This is a genomic window from Methylobacterium sp. BE186 (assembly GCF_031457035.1).
Lineage (GTDB): Bacteria > Pseudomonadota > Alphaproteobacteria > Rhizobiales > Beijerinckiaceae > Methylobacterium > Methylobacterium segetis.
In genome coordinates this window covers 89,217-109,399 of sequence record NZ_JAVDVV010000016.1, presented here as the reverse complement: position 1 = coordinate 109,399, position 20,183 = coordinate 89,217, and the positions used below count along the sequence as shown (strand labels likewise).

16 protein-coding genes are annotated in these 20,183 nt (G+C 71.1%); 11 read left to right on the top strand and 5 right to left on the bottom strand.

The features are described 5' to 3' along the window. The 4 genes from J2X36_RS16975 (at position 1) to J2X36_RS16960 (ending at position 4,686) form a co-directional block, all read left to right on the top strand. Positions 1-513 carry a MarR family winged helix-turn-helix transcriptional regulator gene (locus J2X36_RS16975; RefSeq protein WP_245516391.1) on the top strand — a complete coding sequence of 171 codons (513 nt, stop codon included), beginning with the start codon at positions 1-3 and terminating at the stop codon, positions 511-513. Then, complete coding sequence (locus J2X36_RS16970) at positions 513-1,232, top strand: response regulator transcription factor (protein ID WP_310351831.1); 720 nt, start codon at positions 513-515, stop codon at positions 1,230-1,232. Before J2X36_RS16975 ends, J2X36_RS16970 begins: the two co-directional genes overlap by 1 nt. An 8-nt stretch (positions 1,233-1,240) precedes the next feature. After that, positions 1,241-2,668 carry an ATP-binding protein gene (locus tag J2X36_RS16965; RefSeq protein ID WP_245516388.1) on the top strand — a complete coding sequence of 476 codons (1,428 nt, stop codon included), beginning with the start codon at positions 1,241-1,243 and terminating at the stop codon, positions 2,666-2,668. Between the two features lie 203 nt (positions 2,669-2,871). Next, positions 2,872-4,686 carry a PAS domain-containing protein gene (locus J2X36_RS16960; protein ID WP_310351828.1) on the top strand — a complete coding sequence of 605 codons (1,815 nt, stop codon included), beginning with the start codon at positions 2,872-2,874 and terminating at the stop codon, positions 4,684-4,686. A gap of 16 nt (positions 4,687-4,702) precedes the next feature. Here the strand turns inward: J2X36_RS16960 and J2X36_RS16955 are convergent, their stop codons facing one another. Beyond that, the gene (locus J2X36_RS16955) at positions 4,703-4,945 is read right to left on the bottom strand and encodes a hypothetical protein (protein WP_132249806.1); all 243 of its coding nucleotides are present in this window, start codon (positions 4,943-4,945) and stop codon (positions 4,703-4,705) included. Positions 4,946-5,321: 376 nt separating this feature from the next. Between J2X36_RS16955 and J2X36_RS16950 the strand changes: the two genes are divergently transcribed. Beyond that, positions 5,322-5,711 (top strand): hypothetical protein, encoded by a 390-nt coding sequence (locus J2X36_RS16950; RefSeq protein WP_132249808.1) that lies wholly within the window; start codon positions 5,322-5,324, stop codon positions 5,709-5,711. 12 nt (positions 5,712-5,723) lie between these two features. Here the strand turns inward: J2X36_RS16950 and J2X36_RS16945 are convergent, their stop codons facing one another. The 3 genes from J2X36_RS16945 to J2X36_RS16935 are packed head-to-tail and all read right to left on the bottom strand — an operon-like array spanning position 5,724 to position 9,547. Then, the gene (locus tag J2X36_RS16945) at positions 5,724-6,086 is read right to left on the bottom strand and encodes an STAS/SEC14 domain-containing protein (protein ID WP_132249810.1); all 363 of its coding nucleotides are present in this window, start codon (positions 6,084-6,086) and stop codon (positions 5,724-5,726) included. A 52-nt stretch (positions 6,087-6,138) separates the two neighbouring features. After that, entirely contained in the window at positions 6,139-8,298 is a 2,160-nt protein-coding gene (locus tag J2X36_RS16940) for a primosomal protein N' (protein ID WP_310351824.1), read from the bottom strand. A 28-nt stretch (positions 8,299-8,326) separates the two neighbouring features. After that, positions 8,327-9,547: an MFS transporter gene (locus J2X36_RS16935; protein ID WP_310351821.1), complete on the bottom strand. Its 1,221-nt coding sequence runs from the start codon at positions 9,545-9,547 to the stop codon at positions 8,327-8,329. A gap of 102 nt (positions 9,548-9,649) precedes the next feature. Between J2X36_RS16935 and J2X36_RS16930 the strand changes: the two genes are divergently transcribed. From J2X36_RS16930 to J2X36_RS16920, 3 genes are all read left to right on the top strand, one after another. Then, positions 9,650-10,714 (top strand): ABC transporter ATP-binding protein, encoded by a 1,065-nt coding sequence (locus tag J2X36_RS16930; RefSeq protein WP_310351819.1) that lies wholly within the window; start codon positions 9,650-9,652, stop codon positions 10,712-10,714. 198 nt (positions 10,715-10,912) lie between these two features. Beyond that, positions 10,913-11,878, top strand: a complete 966-nt coding sequence (locus tag J2X36_RS16925; RefSeq protein WP_310351882.1) for an extracellular solute-binding protein — start codon at positions 10,913-10,915, stop codon at positions 11,876-11,878. Positions 11,879-11,974: 96 nt separating this feature from the next. Then, positions 11,975-13,639, top strand: coding sequence for an iron ABC transporter permease (locus tag J2X36_RS16920; protein WP_310351816.1), 1,665 nt, complete (start codon positions 11,975-11,977; stop codon positions 13,637-13,639). Here the strand turns inward: J2X36_RS16920 and J2X36_RS16915 are convergent, their stop codons facing one another. Further along, positions 13,640-14,623 (bottom strand): LacI family DNA-binding transcriptional regulator, encoded by a 984-nt coding sequence (locus J2X36_RS16915; protein ID WP_310351814.1) that lies wholly within the window; start codon positions 14,621-14,623, stop codon positions 13,640-13,642. It lies immediately after the preceding gene. Between the two features lie 166 nt (positions 14,624-14,789). Here J2X36_RS16915 and ptsP point away from each other — a divergent pair, with 166 nt between their 5' ends. From ptsP to J2X36_RS16900, 3 genes are read left to right on the top strand one after another with little or no spacing between them, the layout of a single operon-like run. Next, complete coding sequence (gene ptsP, locus J2X36_RS16910) at positions 14,790-17,342, top strand: phosphoenolpyruvate--protein phosphotransferase (protein WP_310351811.1); 2,553 nt, start codon at positions 14,790-14,792, stop codon at positions 17,340-17,342. Beyond that, positions 17,339-18,292 carry a 1-phosphofructokinase gene (gene pfkB, locus J2X36_RS16905; RefSeq protein ID WP_310351809.1) on the top strand — a complete coding sequence of 318 codons (954 nt, stop codon included), beginning with the start codon at positions 17,339-17,341 and terminating at the stop codon, positions 18,290-18,292. Before ptsP ends, pfkB begins: the two co-directional genes overlap by 4 nt. Before the next feature lie 47 nt (positions 18,293-18,339). Further along, positions 18,340-20,076 carry a fructose-specific PTS transporter subunit EIIC gene (locus J2X36_RS16900; protein WP_310351808.1) on the top strand — a complete coding sequence of 579 codons (1,737 nt, stop codon included), beginning with the start codon at positions 18,340-18,342 and terminating at the stop codon, positions 20,074-20,076. Positions 20,077-20,183 lie beyond the last annotated feature (107 nt).

The window sequence follows — 20,183 nt, the reverse complement described above, 5'->3', positions numbered from 1 at the left end:
ATGGGCGCGCAGGCGGACCGGGCCGGGACCGCCAGCGACGACCTGATCGAGCTGCTGTTCTTCGCCTACCGGGATTTCGTCGGCGATCCGGACCGGATCCTCGCCGAGTACGGCTTCGGACGGGCGCATCACCGGGTGCTGCATTTCGTCGACCGCTATCCCGGTCTCACGATCGCCGAACTCCTCGATATCCTGCGGATCACCAAGCAGAGCCTCAACCGGGTGCTCAAGGATTTGATCGAGCAGGGCTACATCGAGCAGAAGACCGGCACGAGCGACCGGCGCCAGCGGCTCCTGTTCTGCAGCCGCGCCGGTGCCGACCTCGCGGCCGACCTCACCCGCGTTCAGGCCCGGCGCTTGGCGCGCGCCCTCGCCGACCCGGTCGAGGCGGGCGAGACGCTGCCGTCGGGTGCCTCGACCTCGGCCCACAGCTTCCTCCTCTCCATGATCGAGCCCGACGAGCGCGCCGCGGTGCGCCGCCTGATGGCCCGGCGCACGAAAGGGGCCGCCTGATGAGCGCCACGGCTTCCGGATCGCGCTGCGAGCTCTCGGACCAAGCGCCCCACGTCCTCGTGGTCGACGACGACCGTCGCGTGCGCGAACTCCTCTCCCGCTACCTGTTCGAGCAGGGCTTCCGCGTCACCGCCGCGGCGAACGCCGCCGAGGCCCGGGCCAAGGCCCAGAGCCTCGTCTTCGACGCGATGGTCCTCGACGTGATGATGCCGGGCGAGAGCGGCTTCGACTACGCCCGCAAGGTCCGCGAGACCTCGCGGGTTCCGATCCTGATGCTGACGGCCCGCTCCAACACCAACGACCGGGTGACGGGCCTGGAGATCGGCGCCGACGATTACCTGCCGAAGCCCTTCGAGCCCCGCGAGTTGATCCTGCGGCTGAACAACATCATCAACCGCGCCGCCGGCCCGCGCCGGGACGCAGGGGGCGAGACCGTGACCTTCGGGCCCTTCTCCTACCGGCTCGACCGGGGCGAGTTGCGCCGGGAGGACGAGATGATCCGCATCACCGAGCGCGAGCGCGAGATCCTGACGATCCTCGCGGCGGCGGGGGGCGCCAATGTCGAGCGCGAGGCGCTCGCGGGCAACGGGGGTGCCGCGGCCGAGCGCACCATCGACGTCCAGATCAACCGGCTCCGCCGCAAGACGGAGGTCGACCCGGCCAACCCCACCTTCCTGCAGACGGTCCGCGGCGTCGGCTACCGCCTGGCCGTCGACTGACGGGCGCGATGAACGCGCAGGATCCCGACCTCGCGCGACAGGCGGATCTCGCCCGGCAGCAGGATGCCGGGCGCGAGGCCCGGCCGCCGGGCGTGCGGCGACCGAGGACCCTGTGGAAGCGCTTCTCCCGGGCCATCGGCGACGCCCTGCCGAAGGGCCTCTACGCCCGCTCGCTGATCATCATCATCGCGCCCGTCGTCCTGCTCCAGTCGGTGATCGCCTACACCTTCATGGAGCGGCACTGGCAGCTCGTGACGAAGCGTCTGTCATCGGCGGTGACGGCCGACATCGCCGCCCTGATCGACATCTACGAGAGCTACCCGCAGACCAGGGACGCCGAGACACTGACCCGGATCGCGAGCGAGCGCCTCAGCCTCGACCTCGACATCCTGAAGGGCGCCAAGCTCCCGGTGCCGGGGCCGAGGCCCTTCTTCTCGATCCTCGACGAGGCGCTCTCCGACGAGATCAAGCGCCAGATCGGGCGCCCCTTCTGGATCGATACGGTGGGACGCTCGAACCTCATCGAGATCCGCGTCGCGATCCCCGACGGAGTGATGCGGATCACGGCGCGGCGGAGCCAGGCCTACGCCTCGAACTCCCACATCTTCCTCGTCTGGATGATCGGCTCGTCGATGGTGCTCCTCGGCGTCGCGATCCTGTTCCTGCGCAACCAGATCAAGCCGATCCTGCGGCTCGCCGCGGTGGCCGAGGGATTCGGCAAGGGCCGCGACATCGAGTTTCGGCCCCGGGGCGCCCGCGAGGTGCGGGCCGCGGGTCACGCCTTCATCGAGATGAAGCGGCGCATCGAGCGGGCGATGGAGCAGCGCACGACGATGCTGAACGGGGTCAGCCACGACCTGCGCACCATCATCACCCGCTTCAAGCTCTCGCTCGCCCTCGTTGATCAGACGCCGGAGGTCGAGGACCTTTCCCGCGACGTCGACGAGATGAGCCGGATGCTGGAGGGCTACCTCGCCTTCGCCCGGGGCGACTCCGCCGAGCCCGCCGCCCCCACCGACATGCGGGCGCTCCTGGAGGATCTGCGCACGGACGTCGAGCGCCTGGGCGCACACGTCGCCGCGGTCGAGCTGTCCGGGTCGCCCCTCGTCACCGTGCGGCCGGATTCCCTGCGGCGCTGCCTGTTCAACCTCGCGGCCAACGCCGCACGCTACGGAGAGACGGTGGCGATCTCCGCCCGCGAGGAGGACCGCGCCTTCCTGGTCTCGATCGACGACGACGGGCCTGGCATCCCCCCAGAGAGCCGCGAGGAGGTGTTCAAGCCCTTCGTGCGCCTCGACGACGCCCGCCAGGACGCGGGCGGATCCGGCCTCGGCCTCGCCATCGCCCGCGATATCGCCCGCGCCCATGGCGGCGACGTGACCCTTCAGGAGAGCCCGCTCGGCGGATTGCGCGCGACCGTTCGCATCCCGGCTTGAGGATGGCGCGCGGGGGCTCGGCGCCCCTTCACCACGTCGAGCGAGCCCGCTTGCCCAGGTGTTCCCGCATGCTAAACACCGAGGTCTTCCGCTAACCGTGACGAGGGTGGCGGCACAGGCCGGCTGCGGCCCTGAATTGATGCAGATTAATTATCGCACCCTCGTCTGTGCGCGGTATGGAAATGCTTTCGAGCGCGTTGAAGGTGCCGCCGATCGATTTCTCGCTGATTTTCTCGCATTCGCCGAATCCTTACGTCCTGCTCGACACCCGCTTCGCCCTCGTCGACATGAACGACGCCTACCTGCGGGTGACGATGCGCGAGCGCGCCGAACTCGTCGGCAGGAGCATGTTCGAGGCCTTCCCGAGCGACGGCGGCGCCGACGTCCTGCGCGCCTCGCTCGAACGCGTCCTCGAGACGGGACAGGTCGATCACCTGCCCCTGATCCGCTACGACATCGCGCGCCCGGAGGGCGGTTTCGAGGAGCGCTACTGGAGCGCCACGCACACGCCGCTTCTCGATGCCTCGGGCGCCGTCGCCCTCATCCTGCAGCACACGGTGGACGTGACCGAACTGCACCGGTTGCGCAGCCGCGGGCCCGAGAACGCGCCGGACGTCGTCGCGCGGATCGAGACGGACGTGTTTCACCGGGCAGAGGCCGTCTCCCACACCAACCGGCTGCTCGATGCCGAGCGCCTGCGACTGCGCAGCCTGTTCGATCAGGCCCCCGGCTTCATGGCCGTGCTCACGGGACCGAGCCACGTCTTCGAACTCGCCAACGCGGCCTATCTCGACATCGTCGGCGCGCGCGACCTGATCGGCCTGAGCGTTCGCGAGGCGCTGCCGGAACTGGAGGATCAGGCGTTCTTCCTGCTCCTCGACGAGGTCTACCGGACCGGACGGCCCTTCATCGGGCGGGCGCAGCCCATCACACTCCACCGCGGTAGCGCGGCCGAGCGGACGCTGTTCCACCTCGACTTCATCTACCAGCCCATCATCGACGCCTCGGGCACGATGACGGGCATCTTCGTGCAGGGGCACGACGTCACCGAGCGGCTGCGGGCGGAGGAGGCGCTCGCCGCATCCCACAGCCAGATGCGCGAGATCCTCGAGACGATCTCGGAGGCCTTCTATGCGATCGACCCGCAGGACCGCTTCACCTACGTCAACCGCAAGGCCGAGGAATTGTGGGGCCGCCCGCGGGACGGGCTGATCGGGCAGGTCATCTGGGACGTGTTCGACCGGGCGCCCGACAGCGAGATCCGGCGGGCGCACCTGCGCGCTTCGGTGCTCGGCAGCGCGCAGCGCCTCGAATACTTCTCGGAGGCGCTCGGCGGCTGGGTCGAGAGCAGCATCTATCCGGGCCCGACCGGCCTGTCCGTGTTCTTCCGCGACATCACCGAGCGCCACCGCAACGAGGAGCGGCGGCAGCTGATGGTGAACGAGCTGAATCACCGCGTGAAGAATTCCCTCGCCGTCGTCCAGGGCATCGCCAGCCAGACCCTGCGGGCCGCCCGCGACCTCGACCAGGCGAGAAGCGACCTGACCGCGCGCCTCGTGGCGCTGGCGCGCGCCCACGACCTCCTCACCAGCGAGAGCTGGGAAGGGGCCGACCTCGCCGAGGTGGTGCGCGCGACGCTCGAGAGCGGGCTGGGGGTGCAGGGCCGGCAGGTGGTGACCTCGGGCCCCTCCCTCCGCCTCAGCCCGAACGCCGCCCTTTCGCTGGCCCTGGCGCTGCACGAACTCGCCACCAACGCCATCAAGTACGGAGCCCTCTCGGTGGAGGCGGGGCGCGTCGAAATATCCTGGGCGATCGATCCGCCCATTGACGCCGCGACCGTCGAGCGAGGCCTGCGCCTGTCCTGGACGGAGCGCGACGGCCCGCCGGTCGCCGCGCCGCTCCGCCGCGGCTTCGGATCGCGCCTTCTTCAGCGCGGCCTCGCTGCGGAACTGCACGGCACCGTCGACCTCGCCTTCGAGCCGGACGGCGTCGTCTGCCGTATCGAGGCCCTGGTCTGAGGGACCTCGCGCCGGCTCAGTCGCAGCGCTCGCGACGGACCGTCGTGGTGGAACCGTCCTCCTCGGTCCGCGTGACCGTTCGCGTCTCGCAGCCGGGCTCCCGCTCGACGGGCACGACACGGCGTTCGACCACCACGGGATCGCGCTCGATCACCACGGCGCGCGGGGGCGCCTCCCGCTCGATGATGGTGGTCTGGGCCGCAGCGGCACCGGCCGGGAGGCAGGCTGCGAGCGTCATGACGGCGAGGAACGGGCGCATGGCATTCTCCTGATGGCATGAAGGGCAGCCCCGACGCCCGACCGTCCGGCCGACGCTGAGCGCCGTGAGGTCGACGCTGGGGCTCGTCTCGGTCAAAGCAACGATGCGACGAGCGTAGCAGTTCCAAGGCTCGCGCGCCGGCGGCCGTGGTCACACCCCCGTCAGGCCACGATCGAGGGCTGCACGGAGGGCGAACAGCCACGCTGAAGCTCGATCAGATCTTCGTGTGCCGGGCCGCACGGCGCGTCATATTCTCGCCGCTTCCCACCAATATTCGGGTTTCATTCACATCGCGTCGGGCAACAGGCCCAAAACCGATAAGGCTGACCGCCCCGGCGGGCTCGGCCGTGTCTCCATTATCGTCCGAGGGGGTTCCATGACGAAGCTTGCCACCATTCTCGCGCTCAGCGCCGGCCTTCTCGCGCCGGCTCTGTCCACATCCCAGGCTGCGGACGGTGGCAACTTCAACGGAACCTGGTCGGTGGAACTGGTGACCGAGAGCGGCCTCTGCGACAGCCGCTACAGCTACGCGGTCGCGGTGCAGGAGGGGCAGGTGCGCCTCGTCTCCGGCGGCGGCGCGCGGATGAGCGGGCATGTCGGCCCGGACGGCACGGTCGGCCTCAGCGTCTCGAACGGCACCGCGAGCGGCAACGTCTCGGGCCGCCTCCAGGCCCGCTCGGGCGGCGGCACCTGGAAGGTCTCGGCTCTCTGCTCGGGTCGCTGGACGGCCCGCCGCAACAGCTCGCAGGTCGCCCAGGCCGAGTGAAGCGCGAGCGCCTCAGGCCGCTCCGGCGAGCCAGCTGCGCGCCTCGTCGAGGCGGGCCCGCTCGAACACCTTGATCTGCGCCGGAGACACGAAGCTGAAGGTCTCGGCGAGCGCCTTCAGCCATGTCGCGTCCGTGACCAGGGCGACGTGGCTCACCCCTTTCATCATCGACAGGCCGAAGCGCGGATCCTTGAAGAAGGCCGCCGGCTCCATGCCCTGGAAGCTGCGGATATCCTCCAGGAGCTTGATCTTGCCGCCCCCGTCGAGATCGGCCTTCATCGCCGTCATCACGGCGTTCATCTCCTCGTCGCTGATCTTCCCGTCGACGACGATCTCGGCGACGTTCGAATCCGCCTTCTTCTCGTAGCTCAGCACGTGCACGCTCCTTCTGGACCGTCGAACGACGACGAACAGGGGCTTTAGGTTCCTACAAAAAGCTCTGCGGGTCGACGTCGATCGCGACCTTGACGTTGCCGCGCACCTTCGGCCCCCGCGCGAGCCAGTCCCGCAGATAGGCCTGAAGGTCGATGGCGCGCTCCGTCTTGACGAGCAGCCGGAAGCGCCAGCGGCCTCGGATGAGCGCGAGCGGAGCCTCGGCCGGCCCGAGCACCGTGATCCCGGCGGGCGGATCGGCGACGCGGGCGAGCGCCTGCCCGTGGGCCTCCGCCGCCTCCCGCTCGTTCGCCGAGACGATCAGCGCCGCGAGACGCCCGAAGGGCGGAAGGCCCGCCGCCTCGCGGGCGGCGATCTCCTCGGCGTAGAAGCGCGCGGCATCGCCCGAGAGGAGGGCCGCGATCACCGGATGGTCCGGCTGGCAGGTCTGGACGAGGGCCCGGCCGGGCTTCTCGCCGCGTCCCGCGCGCCCCGTGACCTGCTGCAGCAATTGGAAGGTGCGCTCGGCCGCCCGGGGGTCGCCGCTGGTCAGGCCGATATCGGCGTCGAGCACGCCGACGAGGGTCAGGTGCGGGAAATTGTGGCCCTTGGCCACGAGCTGCGTGCCGATGACAATGTCGCAGCCCCCCTCCGCGACGGTCTGCAATTCGGCCCGCAGGCGCTCGGCACCGCCGGGGAAGTCGCTCGACAGGACGACGATCCGCTGCTGCGGGAACAGCTCCGCCACCTCCTCGGCGATGCGCTCGACGCCCGGCCCGCAGGGGGTCAGATGGTCGAAGGCGCCGCATTCCACGCAGGCCTCGGGCTTGCGCTCGGCGTAGCCGCACTGGTGGCAGACGAGCGCCCGGCGGAACCGATGCTCCACGAGCCAAGTCGAGCAGTTGCGGCACTGGTAGCGATGGCCGCAGGCGCGGCAGAGGGTGAGCGGCGCATACCCTCGGCGGTTGAGGAACAGGAGGGTCTGCTCGCCGGCCGCGAGGTTGTGCCTCACCGCATCGATCATGGGAGGTGCCAGGAAGCGGCCGCGCTCGGGTTTGTCGAGGCGCATGTCGACCGCCCGGATATCGGGCAGGCGCCGGCCGCCGAAGCGCTCCGGCAGGACGACATGGCGGTAGCGGCCCTTCTCCGCGTTGACCCGCGTCTCGATGGAGGGCGTCGCGGAGGCGAGCACGACGGGGCAGCCCTCAAGCTTGCCCCGCACCACCGCCATGTCGCGGGCGTGGTAATGGACGCCGTCCTCCTGCTTGTAGGCGGATTCGTGCTCCTCATCGACGACGATGAGGCCGAGCCTGGAAAACGGCAGGAACAGAGCCGAGCGGGCTCCGACCACGACCGCGATCTCGCCCGCGGCGACGCCGGCGCGGATGCGCTCGCGCCGCTTGCCGCCGATGCCGGAATGCCAAGCCGCCGGGCGCACCCCGAACCGGGCCGCGAACCGGTCGAGGAATTGGGCCGTGAGCGCGATCTCGGGCATCAGGATCAGCGCCTGCCGCCCGGCGCGCACGCACGAGGCGACGCCCTCGAAATAGACCTCGGTCTTGCCCGAGCCCGTCACGCCTTCGAGGAGCGTCGCGCCGGGATCGCCCTCGGGCGGCAGCAAGTCCAGGGCGGCGGCCGCCTGCGCCTCCGAGAGAGGCACCCGCGGGTGGTCGAGATCCGGCGGACGCGCGACGGGCTCGGGCTCCAGTGCGACCGTCTCCAGGGCGCCGTCATCGATCAGCCCGTCGACGACGCTCATCGAGACGCCGGCCTCCTTCGCCAGCGCGGTCTTGCCCCGCAACGCGTTGTCGGCGGCCACCGCCATCACCTTGGTACGGGCGGCCGTGGCGCGGGCGGGTGGCCGCCCGGAGGCCCGCACGCCGACGCGCAGGCTCTCGCGGGCCGCGGCCTCGTCGGGCAGGCGCAAGGCCATCGCCAGCGCCGAGCCCTTCGGCGCGAGTGTGTAGCGGGCGAGCCAGTCGACGAGGCGGCGCAGGGGCTCGGACAGCGGTGGCACGTCGAGCCGCCCCGTCACGGGCCGCAGGTTCGAGCCGGAGGCGCTATCAGCGACGCCCCAAACCACGCCGATCGTCTCGCGGGGCCCGAGCGGCACTTGCACCACGTCGCCCTCGGCGAGGCTCAAGCCCGCGGGCACGGCGTAGCTGTAGGCCGTGTCGAGGGCGAGCGGGATCAGGATCTCGGCGGTCTGGGGCATCGGGTCCGGGACGTGTCTGCCGTTTGTTCTATATATGTACAGTTCCCGTTCCAGAGAACGGCGGGCTCTTCGTTGCGCGCAAGCTCAGCCCGACCGGCACTGCAGCGAGGCTGAGGGCCGCCATCGCCCAGAAGGCGCGAGCCCCGAACGTCGCGTAGAGGCTGCCGGCAGCGAGCGTCAGCAGCGCCGTCGCGAGGCCGACGCCGAGACTCCCGTAGAGGGTCAGCGCCGTCGCGCGAAGACCGGGCGCGATGTTGGCCGCGATCAGGTTGAGGCAGGCGAGGTGCAGGAGCGCGAATGTGAGACCGTGCAGCACTTGGATCGCGGCAACCGCAGGCAGCGCGACGGTCTCGGCGGTCACGGCCCAGCGCAGGGCACCGGCCCCGGCGGCAAGCGCGAGGCAGAGGCCCGGCCCGAGCCGTCCGATCAGCCACGGTCCGGCGAGCAGGAACACCAGAACTTCCGCCGCGACCGCCTCCGACCAGAGCAGGCCCGCGAGCCCCGCGCCGATCCCCGCCTCGCGCCAGAGGATCATCGTGAAGGTGTCGTGCATGGCGTGCGCACCGACGACGAGGGCCGCGACGAGGAGGATGCGCCGGTAGGCGCCGCTGCGGAGCAGCGTGAAGAAACCCTGCCAGAGCCCCACCGTGGCGCCCGGCTCCGTCGCGGCGGGTGTGCCCGCGGGCACGAGCCGGGCGGCGAGCGCCGTGGCGCAGAACAGGATGCCGCCCGCGGCGACCGCGGCCGCGAGGCCGTGGCCGGCGATGAGCCATCCGCCGAGGCTCGCCGCGCCGATGAAGGCGGCGGCTCCCGCGCCCCGGACCCAGCCGTACTGGAAGGCGCGCCCGCCCTCGGCGGCACCGAGGGCGAGGGCGTCGGCGAGCGGCGCCAGCGGCGCGGTCGCAAGCGCGTAGACGAGCCCGACCGTGAGAAGGACGAGGAAGCCCTGCCCGGGCAGATGCGCGAGGGCGGCCAATCCCGCGATCGCCGCCGCAGCCGCCAGGATGCCGCGCCCCGTGCCGCGCCGGTCGGCGAAGCGCCCCGCCAGCGGGCCGGCGGCGAGGCGCACGAGAAGCGCGCCCGCGAGCACCAGCGAGATGTCACGGGCCGAGAGGCCGCGCGCCGCGAGGAAGTTCGGCAGGATCGGCGAGAGGCAGCCATAGGCCGCGTAGAGGAGCCCGTAGAGGAGCAGAAAGCGCGGGAGCGCGCCGCCTACGCCCGTTCCCGACCGATCGCCCCCCTGCCCCATTCGACGCTCCCCGAGCCACGCTAGCATGCAGGGGCGCTTCGCGCGCGTTGCTTGCGCCCGCTCATGGTTTAAGGAGCCGGGATCGATCCGCCGGACCCACCGATGAATTTTCAAGCCGCCGATGCCGGGCCCGAGCCGCCTCGACTGGAACTTGTCGGCGTCGACCGTCGCTTCGGTACCGTCCAGGCCCTGGAAGGCGTCTCGCTCGTGGTGCGCGCGGGCGAGATCGTGGCGCTTCTCGGCGATTCCGGCTGCGGCAAGAGCACGTTGCTGCGCGTGGTGGCGGGCCTCGAATTCGCGGACGCGGGCACCGTGCGCCTCGACGGCCGGCCGGTCGATGCGAGCGTGCCGCCGGAAGCCCGCGGCATCGGCTTGATGTTCCAGGACTACGCCCTGTTCCCGCACCTCACGGTCGGCGAGAACGTGCGTTTCGGCCTCAGTGGCCGATCGCGGACCGAGGCCCGGGCGATCGCCGCGGGCCGGCTGGAGCAGGTCGGGCTCGCGAAGCGGACCGAGAGCTACCCGGCAACCCTGTCGGGCGGCGAGGGCCAGCGCGTAGCGCTCGCCCGGGCACTGGCGCCGGGTCCGCGCATCCTCCTCCTCGACGAGCCCTTCTCCAACCTCGATCGACGCACCCGCGACCGGGTTCGGGCCGACACGTTCGGGCTCCTTCGCGAGACTGGCACGACGACGCTCCTCGTCACGCACGACCCCGAGGAGGCGCTCGCCTTCTGTGACCGGATCGCGTTGATGCGGTCCGGTCGCATCGTGCAGGTCGGCACGGGCGAGGATCTCTACGAGCGGCCGAACTCCCGCTTCGCGGCGCGCTTCTTCGGCGATCTCGTCGAGATGCCCGCCCGCTGCCGCAGCGGAAACCTCGAGACCCCCTTCGGCCTCCTCGACGCGGGAGGTGCCCCCGAAGGCGCGAATCGCCTCGCCTGCCTGCGCCCGGAGACGATCAGGCTTGCCGAGCCGGGCCACGGAACGCCGGGCCGCGTCGTCAGGCGCAGCTTCCTCGGCGCGACCGTGGCGCTCGAGATCGCGGTCGATGGCATCGCGGCTCCCTTCAGCCTCGCAGCACACCCCGACGACCCGATGCGCCCGGGAGATCCGGTCGGTCTCGTGCTGCGCGGGTCGCCGCTGATTTTCGACCTCGCGCGGGATTAAACCGCCCGCTCGATCGAGTCGCATGAAGTCTGTGCTCATCTCGGCGGAATAGTTTTTAATCGTTTTAATTCAAAGACTTCGTGCTTGCTTTTTCTTGCGCGATGCCTCCCTTGCTCCTGCAACGAAGCTGGGGAACGCATCATGTTGGGCTCGGTCGCGAGAATTGCCGTGGCATGCGGGGGTCTGCTGTCTGCCGGGATGGTGCAGGCGGCGGAGGTCAACCTCTACACCACCCGCGAGCCCGGCCTGATCCGCCCCTTGCTCGACGCCTACACGACGAAATCGGGCGTGAAGGTGAACACCGTCTTCGTCGAGAAGGGCCTTGCCGAGCGCGTGGCGGCGGAGGGCGAGCGCGCCAACGCCGACATCCTGATGACGGTCGATATCGGCAACCTGATCGAGATCGTGGATCGCGGCCTCGCACAGCCGGTGAAGTCCTCGACCCTGGAAGCGGCCGTGCCGGCCTCGCTGCGCGATTCCGAGGGGCGCTGGTTCGCGCTCTCCACGCGCGCCCGCGTCGCCTACACCGACGCCAAGGACTTCGCCGACCTCAAGGCACTTGCCTACGAGGACCTCGCCGACCCGAAATGGAAGGGCAAGATCTGCCTGCGGTCGGGCCAGCACCCCTACAACACGGCGCTGATCGCGCACTATCTCGTCAAGCACGGCCCGGAGAACACGGAGGCTTGGCTGCGCGGCATCAAGGCGAACCTCGCCAAGAAGCCCGCCGGCGGCGACCGGGACGTGGCGCGCGACATCCTGGCCGAGACCTGCGAGATCGGCCTCGGCAATTCCTACTACGTCGGGCTGATGCGTTCGGGCCGCGGCGGCCCCGAGCAGAAGAAGTGGGGCGAGGCGATCCGCGTCGTGCTGCCGACCTTCGAGAACGGCGGCACGCACGTGAACGTCTCCGGCGCCGCGGTGGCGAAGAATGCGCCGAACCGCGACGAGGCGGTGAAGCTCCTCGAGTATCTCGTGTCCGACGAGGCGCAGGGCATCTACGCCAAGACCGATTACGAGTATCCGGTGAAGCCGGGCGCGCCGGTCGACCCGCTCCTCGTCGAGCTCGGGACGCTCAAGATCGACGATACGCCGATCGCCGAGATCGCCCGCAACCGCAAGGCCGCGAGCCTCCTCGTCGACAAGGTCGGCTTCGACAATTGACGGGCTTCTCCACCCCGTATGGGCAGGAAGCGTCCGTCCGGTGTCCCTGTCCTCGGCCGGTGACGCGAAGATGAATCCGGACATCCGGCCCGTTCCATGAGCCTGCCGCTCACCCAGCCCCTGCGGTCCCCTCCCCTCGCCTGGGCGCTCGCCGCCCTGGCCTTGACGGGGCTCGTGCTGAGCCCGCTCGTCTCGCTGGGGCACGCCGCGCTGCAGGGCTCGGGGGAACTCTGGCCGCACCTCCTCGAATACGTGCTGCCGCAGGCGGTCCTGCAGACGGCGGGGCTTCTCGCCGGCGTGGGGCTCGCGGTCACGCTGATCGGCACCGGGGCGGCGTGGCTCGTCGCGGCCTACGACTTTCCCGGGCGGCGCCTCTTGGAGATCGGATTGCTGCTGCCGCTCGCGGTCCCGACCTACATCGTCGCCTTCGCCTATCTCGACCTTCTGCACCCGCTCGGACCGGTCCAGTCCGGTCTGCGCGACCTCCTCGGAATCGCCAGTCCGCGCGATTTGCGATTGCCCGAGCTGCGGTCGCTGCCCGGCTGCATCCTGCTCCTCGGCTTCGTGCTCTACCCCTACGTCTATCTGCCGACGCGGGCGCTCTTCCTGATGCAGGCGGCCAATCTCCTGGAGGCCGCACGCACCCTCGGTCACAGCCCGCGCGCCGTCTTCGCCCGCGTCGCGCTGCCGATGGCCCGGCCGGCGGTGGCGCTCGGCACGAGCCTCGCCCTGATGGAGGCGCTGAACGACATCGGCGCGGCCGAGTTCCTGGGCGTGCGCACCCTCACGGTCCAGGTCTACGCCACCTGGATCAACCGCTCGGACCTGCCGGGCGCCGCGCAGATCGCCCTCGTGATGCTCCTCGTCGTGATCGGCCTCGTCGTCGCCGAGCGCTGGGCCCGGCGCGGGCGCGGCTTCGCCGGTACGGCCCAACGCCCTCGGAGCCTCACGCGCACACGCTTGAGGGGGCCTCACGCCGCTGCGGCCTTCCTCCTCGGCCTCGCTCCCGTCGCCCTCGGCTTCTTGATCCCGGCGGGATATCTCGCCGCTTCCGCCGCGGGACGGATCGCGCGCGCCGGCCTGCCCGAGACGCTGCCGGCCGAGATCTTCAGCACCGTGCTCTACGCCGGTGCGGCGACGCTGATCGCGGGCGCGGTCGGCTTCGTCGTGGCGGCGAGCCCGCGGCTGATCGCCCGGCGGGCGGGGACGGCCCTGATCCGGGTCGCGAGCCTCGGCTACGCCCTGCCGGGAACGATCCTCGCCATCGGCCTGCTCGGCCCTCTCGCCACGGCCGATTCGGCACTCGCCGCCGCCTCGACCGCGGTCTTCGGCGCGGCCCCCGCGCTGATCGGCCTCGGCACCGGCGGGGCGCTCGTCACCGCCTACCTCTTGCGCTTTCTGGCCGTGGCGATCGGCACCTGCGAGGCGGGCCTGTCGCGGGTGCCGGGGTCCCTGCCCGATGCGGCGCGCATGCTGGGGCGCGGGCCTGTCGCGACGCTCGCCCGGGTGCAACTGCCGCTCACTTGGCCGGCGCTCGTGAGTGGCGCCCTCCTCGTCTTCGTGGATTGCGTGAAGGAGTTGCCGGCAACCCTCCTCCTGCGTCCGCTCAACGTCGAGACGCTCGCGACCCACCTCTACGGCGAGGCCGCCCGCGGCACCTACGAGGACGGGGCGGTCGCCGCCCTCCTCATCGTGCTGGTCGGGCTGATCCCGGTCGCGATTCTTCTGCGTCTGGGGAGCCGCAGCCCGCAGCTGCGCTGATCAGGGCTTCCGCGTCGAGCCGCGCAGCACCGTCCGTCCGCTCAGCACCACCTTGCGCACGGGCTGGTCCGGGCTCTTCAGCCGGTCGAAGAGCAGGCTCATCGCCTGCGCGCCGATCTCGGCCACCGGCTGCTCGATCACGGTGAGGCCGGGGTCGAGGAGTTCCGTCCAGGGCTCGTTGTCGAAGCCCGCCAGCGCCAGCGCGCCGGGGATCGGCAGGGCGAGCGTGCGGGCTGCCCGCACCGCGCCCATCAGCATCAGCCCGTTCGAGAGGATCAGCGCCTCCGGCCGATCGTCCTCCGCGAGCCAGCGGCCGGCTTCCGCCTCCGCGGCGAGGGCGTTCGGCGCGCAGGCGCGGGCCGCGGGCTCGAGGCCGTGGCGGCCCATGGCCGCCTCGTAGCCGGCACGCCTCTCCTGCGCGGTCGAGCTCGTGGAGCCGAACACGCCGCCGATCCGCGCGTAGCCCTGCGCGACGAGATGGTCGACGAGGGCGGCGGAGGCTGCCGCATTGTCGAGGACGACGCTGTCATGGGCACCAGGCGGCCCCGAGCGGTCGATGAGAACGACGGGAAAGTCGAGACTGCCCGCCCGCATCGCCTGAGCCGTGGCCCGCGTCGGCGCGAAGATCACGCCGGTGACCCGCTCCTCCTGCATCAGGCGCAGGTACAGGGCCTCGCGCTCGGCATCCTCGTCGGTGTTGCAGAGGATGACGCGCATGCCCGCCTGATAGGCCGCGTCCTCCACTGCCCGGCTCACCGCAGTGAAGAACGGGTTGCGGATGTCGGCGACGATCAGGCCGATCGTCTGCGTCGCCTGCGAGCGCAGCCGCCGTGCCGAGAGATTGGGCCTGTAACCGGTGGCGCGCACCGCTGCCTCGACCTGCTCGCGCAGCGCGTCGCTGACCGGCCCGCGCCCGAGCGCACGCGACACCGTCGCCGTCGACACGCCCGCCGCGCGGGCCACATCCCGGATGCCGACACTCATGGAACAGGAAACGTTTGCAGCGCCATACAACCGCTTCTGCCATGGGCGGCGATCTGCGGCAAGACCTCGCGAATGCGTGAACGTGCGTGAGTGTTGACATGATCACTGAAAACGTTTTCAGTCAGCTCAACACCGAATTCGGACAACGATCCGGGAGGAGCACGCCATGCTCGCACCGACGCCCAGTTTGGCGCCCCGTCTGCTCATCCGCATGGGCACCGCGCCGAAGGACAAGGAGGCCGCCATTCGCGAGGCGGCCCAGCTTCTCAGCGCGGCCGGCTGCATCGATCCGGTCTACGGCGAGAGCATGCTGCGGCGGGAAGAGGTCGCCAACACCTACCTCGGTCACGGTGTCGTCATCCCGCACGGCATGGTCGATGACCGGCACCTCGTCCGGCAGAGTGGGCTCGCCGTGCTGCAGGTCCCCGGCGGCCTTGAATGGCACGATGGGCAGACGGCCCACCTGATCGTCGCCATCGCGGCCCAGTCCGACACCCACATCACGATCCTGCGCCGCCTGACACGCCTGATCCAGGACGAAGCCCGGCTGGAGCACCTGCGCGCAACGACGTGCCAGGAGGACATCGCCGAGGCGCTCACCGAGGATTCGGCGGCGCCGTCCGCTTCCCGTCCCGCCACCGACCTGAGCCAGCGCTTCGATTGGACGGTCGACTATCCGACCGGCCTGCACGCGCGCCCCGCCTCGCACTGGGTCGAGACGGCGCGCGCCTGCGCCGCGCGGATCCAGGTCCGCCACGCGGCGCAAGTGGCCGATGCCAAGAACCTGATCGCGCTTCTGCAATTGGGTCTGCGCTGCGGCGACGAGGTCGTGATCTCCGCCGAGGGGGACGACGAGGCCGGTGCACTCGCGAAGATGTGCGCCGCCGTCACGGGCCTCAGCGCCGGCGAGAAGGCGGCAGCCCAGCGGGCGGCCGAGGCCGCCGCCAAGGCTGCCGGCCCGGTCGCCGGCTGGAACCCTGCGGACAAGCCCCGCATCCAGCCCGGCATCGGCGCGAGCCCCGGCATCGCGATCGGCCCGGTCCACGTTCTCGCTGCGACCGAGATCGCCGTGCCGGACGAGCCGGAGCCCCTGACGAGCGGGGGTGACCGCCTTCACGCCGCGCTGGCCGCGACCACCGATCAACTCAAGGCGCTCGCCGACGACACCGAGCGCCGCCTTGGCAAGGCGGATGCGGGCATTTTCAAGGCGCAGGCCGACCTCATCGCCGACACCGACCTCATCACGCTCGCCTGCCAGCTCATGGTCGAGGGTCACGGCGTCGCCTATGCCTGGGACCGGGCGGTCGACCGGCTCGCCGGCCAGCTCTCGGCGCTCGGCAACCCGGTCCTCGCGGGCCGCGCCGCGGATCTCCGCGATGTCGGCCGCCGGGTGCTCGCCCAGATCGATCCGGCGTTGAAAAGCGGGCACGACCTGCCGGACGAGCCCTGCATCCTGATCGCGCCCGACCTCGCGCCGTCCGATACGGCCGGCCTCGACCCCGCCCGCGTCATCGGGCTCGCCACCGCGCAGGGCGGTCCGACCTCCCACACCGCGATCCTGGCGCGCACCCTCGGCATCCCCGCCATGGTGGCGGGGGGCGCCGCTCTCCTCGGGCTCGCGAACGGCACCGAGGCCATCCTCGACGGCACCACCGGCCGCCTCTATCTCAGCCCCAGCGCGGGCGACGTCGCCTCGGCCGCCGCATGGCGCGAGCGCCAGCGCGAGAAGGCGGAGGAAGAGGCCCGCGAGCGGGCGCTGCCCGCCCGCACCCGCGACGGGCATGCCGTCGCCATCGGCGCCAACGTCAACAATCCGGAACAGGTCCCCTTCGCCCTCGACCAGGGCGCCGAGGGCGTCGGCCTGATGCGCACCGAGTTCCTGTTCCTGGAGCGCGGAGACACGCCCGGCGAGGACGACCAGTTCGAGACCTACCGCGCCATGCTGAAGGCGCTCGACGGGCGCCCGCTCATCGTGCGCACCCTGGACATCGGCGGCGACAAGCAGGTCGCCCATCTCCACCTGCCGCGGGAGGAGAATCCCTTTCTCGGCGTGCGCGGCGCCCGCCTGCTGCTGCGCCGGCCGGACCTGATGGAGCCGCAATTGCGCGCCCTCTACCGGGCGGCCAGGGAGTGTGTGGCGCCGAGCGCCCCCACGGGCAAGGACGCACCGCTCTCCATCATGATGCCGATGATCACCTCGGTGCCCGAGGTGCTGCGCCTGCGCGCGATCTGCGAGCGCATCCGCAGCGAGATCGGCGCGCCGGAGGTGCCCCTCGGCATCATGATCGAGGTGCCGGCCGCCGCGATCCAGGCGGACGCACTCGCCCGGCATTGCGACTTCTTCTCGATCGGCACCAACGACCTGACGCAATACGCGCTCGCGATCGACCGGCAGAACACCGACCTCGCACCTGAGGCCGACTCGCTGCACCCGGCGGTACTGCGCCTCATCCACATGACCTGCGAGGGCGCCGCCCGGCACAAGCGCTTCGTCGGCGTCTGCGGCGGAATCGCGGGCGATCCGTTCGGGGCCTGCCTGCTGGCCGGCCTCGGCGTCCACGAGCTCTCGATGACGCCCCGCGACCTGCCCGGCGTGAAGGCGCGGCTGCGCTCCGTCGAGATGGGCGAATTGCGGGCGCTCGCCGCCCGGGCCTGCGAGCAGGAGGACGCCGCCGCGGTCCGCGCCCTCGACAAGCCCGAGATCGGGGGTGTCGCGTGAGTGCCGTCGTCACCCTCACCCTCAACCCGGCGATCGACGAGAGCGTCACTCTGGAGCGTCTCGTGCCGGGCGCCGTGCATCGGGCGAAGGCGGTGCGCACGGATGCGGGCGGCAAGGGCGTCAACGTCGCCCGCTGCCTCGCCGATTGGGGCATCCCGGTCGCAGCCACCGGCATCCTCGGCCAGGACAACGCCGCGCCCTTCGAGCAGTGCCTCGCGGAGAAGGGCATCGACGACCGCTTCTGCTGGATCCCCGGGGAGACCCGGACGAACCTGAAGCTTCTGGACCTCGCCACGGGCGAGACCACGGACGTGAATCTGCCGGGACTGGCGGTGACGCCCGGCACCCTCGACGCGGTGCGCGCCGTGCTCGTCGACATGGTGGCGCGGGATACGCTCGTGGTGCTCGCCGGCAGCCTGCCAGGCACCCTGCCGCCCGAGACCTACGCCCGCCTGACCCGGGACCTGAAGGCGCGCGGCGCCCGGGTCGTCCTCGACGCGTCGGGCGCCGCGCTCACAGCGGCCCTCGCAGCCGATCCGGCGGCTCTGCCGCACCTCGTGAAGCCGAACCGGCACGAGTTGGAGGAATGGGCCGGCCGGCCCCTCGCCTCGCACGCCGAGATTGCGGAGGCGGCGCGCAGCCTCGTCGCCCGCGGCATCCCCCTCGTGGTGGTGTCTCTGGGTGCCGACGGCGCCCTGCTCGCGACGCAGGACGAGACCCTGCATGCGCGCCCGCCCGCGATGCGGGTCGCGAGCACGGTCGGGGCCGGGGACGCGCTCGTGGCCGGGCTCGTGGCCGCCCTTCACATCGGCTTCGACCTCGCAGGCACCGCCCGGCTCGCCCTGGCCTTCGCCGCCGGCAAGCTCACCAAGCCCGGTGCCAACCTGCCGGCTCGCGCCGAAATCGAGGCGATCGCGCGGACCATCTCCGTCCAGCCGGTGACAGGCTGAGGGAACGTCTCCCTCTTCGAACCAGAGCAGATCACCCGGAGGAAACCATGGCACAGCTCTTGGCGGTGGTGGGAGGCGGCGACCTCTCGACCCACGCCGTCCTCGCCGTCGAGGCCCTGCGCAAGGCCGCGGGCCGCCGCAACCAGCCGATCGCGCTCGAACTGCGCGGGCCCGGCACGAGCGGAAACCCGCTGCCGGAAGCTGCCATCGCCCGGGCCGAGGCCGTGCTCCTCGTCGGCTCCGGCGATCTCGGCGAGGGTCGTTTCGGGGCGCTGCGCCGGGCCAAGGTCGCGATCGAGGACGTGCTGACCGACGTCAACGCCGTGATCGACCGTGTACTGGGCGGAGCAGGCGACGCGCCGGCAGGTACCGATTCGAGAGCCGCGGCGGATGCCGGCCCGAAGCGGATCGTCGCCATCACCTCGTGCCCCACGGGCATCGCCCACACCTTCATGGCGGCCGAGGGCATCCAGAGCGCCGGCAGGACCCTCGGCCACGACGTCCGCGTCGAGACGCAGGGCTCCGTCGGCGCGCGCGACGCGCTGACGGCGGCCGAGATCGCGGCCGCCGACATCGTGCTGATCGCCGCCGACACGGGCGTCGACCGGGCGCGGTTTGCCGGCAAACGGGTCTACGCGACGAACACCAAGGCAGCGATCCGCGACGGCAAGGGGCTGATCGCGACCGCGCTGTCGGAGGCGCAACTCCAGGCGTCGGGCGAGACCGGAGCGAAGGCGGAGGGTCCGGCCCGGCCGGCAGCCGCCGAGGAGAAGGCCGGCGCCTACAAGCACCTGATGACCGGCGTGTCCTTCATGCTGCCCTTCGTCGTGGCGGGCGGCCTCCTGATCGCCCTCGCCTTCGCTTTTGGCGGCATCGATGCGATGAGCCCGGGCCGTGCCGGGACCCTCGGATACGCGCTCGGCGAGATCGGCGCCAAGGGCGCCTTCGCCCTGATCGTCCCAGCCCTCGCCGGCTATATCGCCTACTCGATCGCCGACCGGCCCGGCATCGCTCCGGGCATGATCGGCGGGATGCTCGCTGCGAATCTCCAGGCGGGCTTCCTGGGCGGCATCGCGGCGGGATTCATCGCCGGCTACACGGCCCGCTTCCTCAACCGGCACATCCGCCTGCACAAGAATCTCGAGGGTCTGAAGCCGGTTCTGATCCTGCCGCTGCTGGCGACCCTCGTGACCGGCCTTCTGATGGTCTACGTCGTCGGTGTACCGGTGGCCGCGATCCTCGCGGCGCTGACAAGCTGGCTCAAGGGGATGCAGGGCACCGGAGCCCTCGTCCTCGGCCTCGTGCTCGGCGGCATGATGGCCGTCGACATGGGCGGCCCGATCAACAAGGCGGCGTATGCCTCCTCGGCCGCGCTCATCTCGTCAGGGATCTACGCCCCGATGGCGGCGGTGATGATCGGCGGCATGACCCCGCCACTCGGCATCGCGCTCGCCACACGCCTCTTCCCCGGCCGCTTCACGGCGCCGGAGCGCGAGGCCGGGGGTGCGGCAGCCGTGCTCGGCGCGGCCTTCATCACCGAGGGCGCCATCCCCTTCGCTGCAGCCGACCCCTTGCGGGTGATTCCCTCGATGGTGGCGGGCTCCGCCGTCGCCGGCGCCCTCGCGCTGAGCCTTGGCGTCGAACTGAAGGTTCCCCATGGCGGCCTCTTCGTCCTGCCGATCCCCAACGCGGTCACCAACCTGACGGGTGCCGTGATCGCGATCATCGCCGGCACGGTCGTGACCGCGCTCATGGTGGGACTTCTCAAGAAGCGTTCGGCATGAGGCCGGCAGGACACGGATCCACCGCGCGAGACTGATATAGTCTTGACCAACACAGATCCGCCTCGCCGCACGTGAGCATAAATAGATCATAATACAATATATGCGTC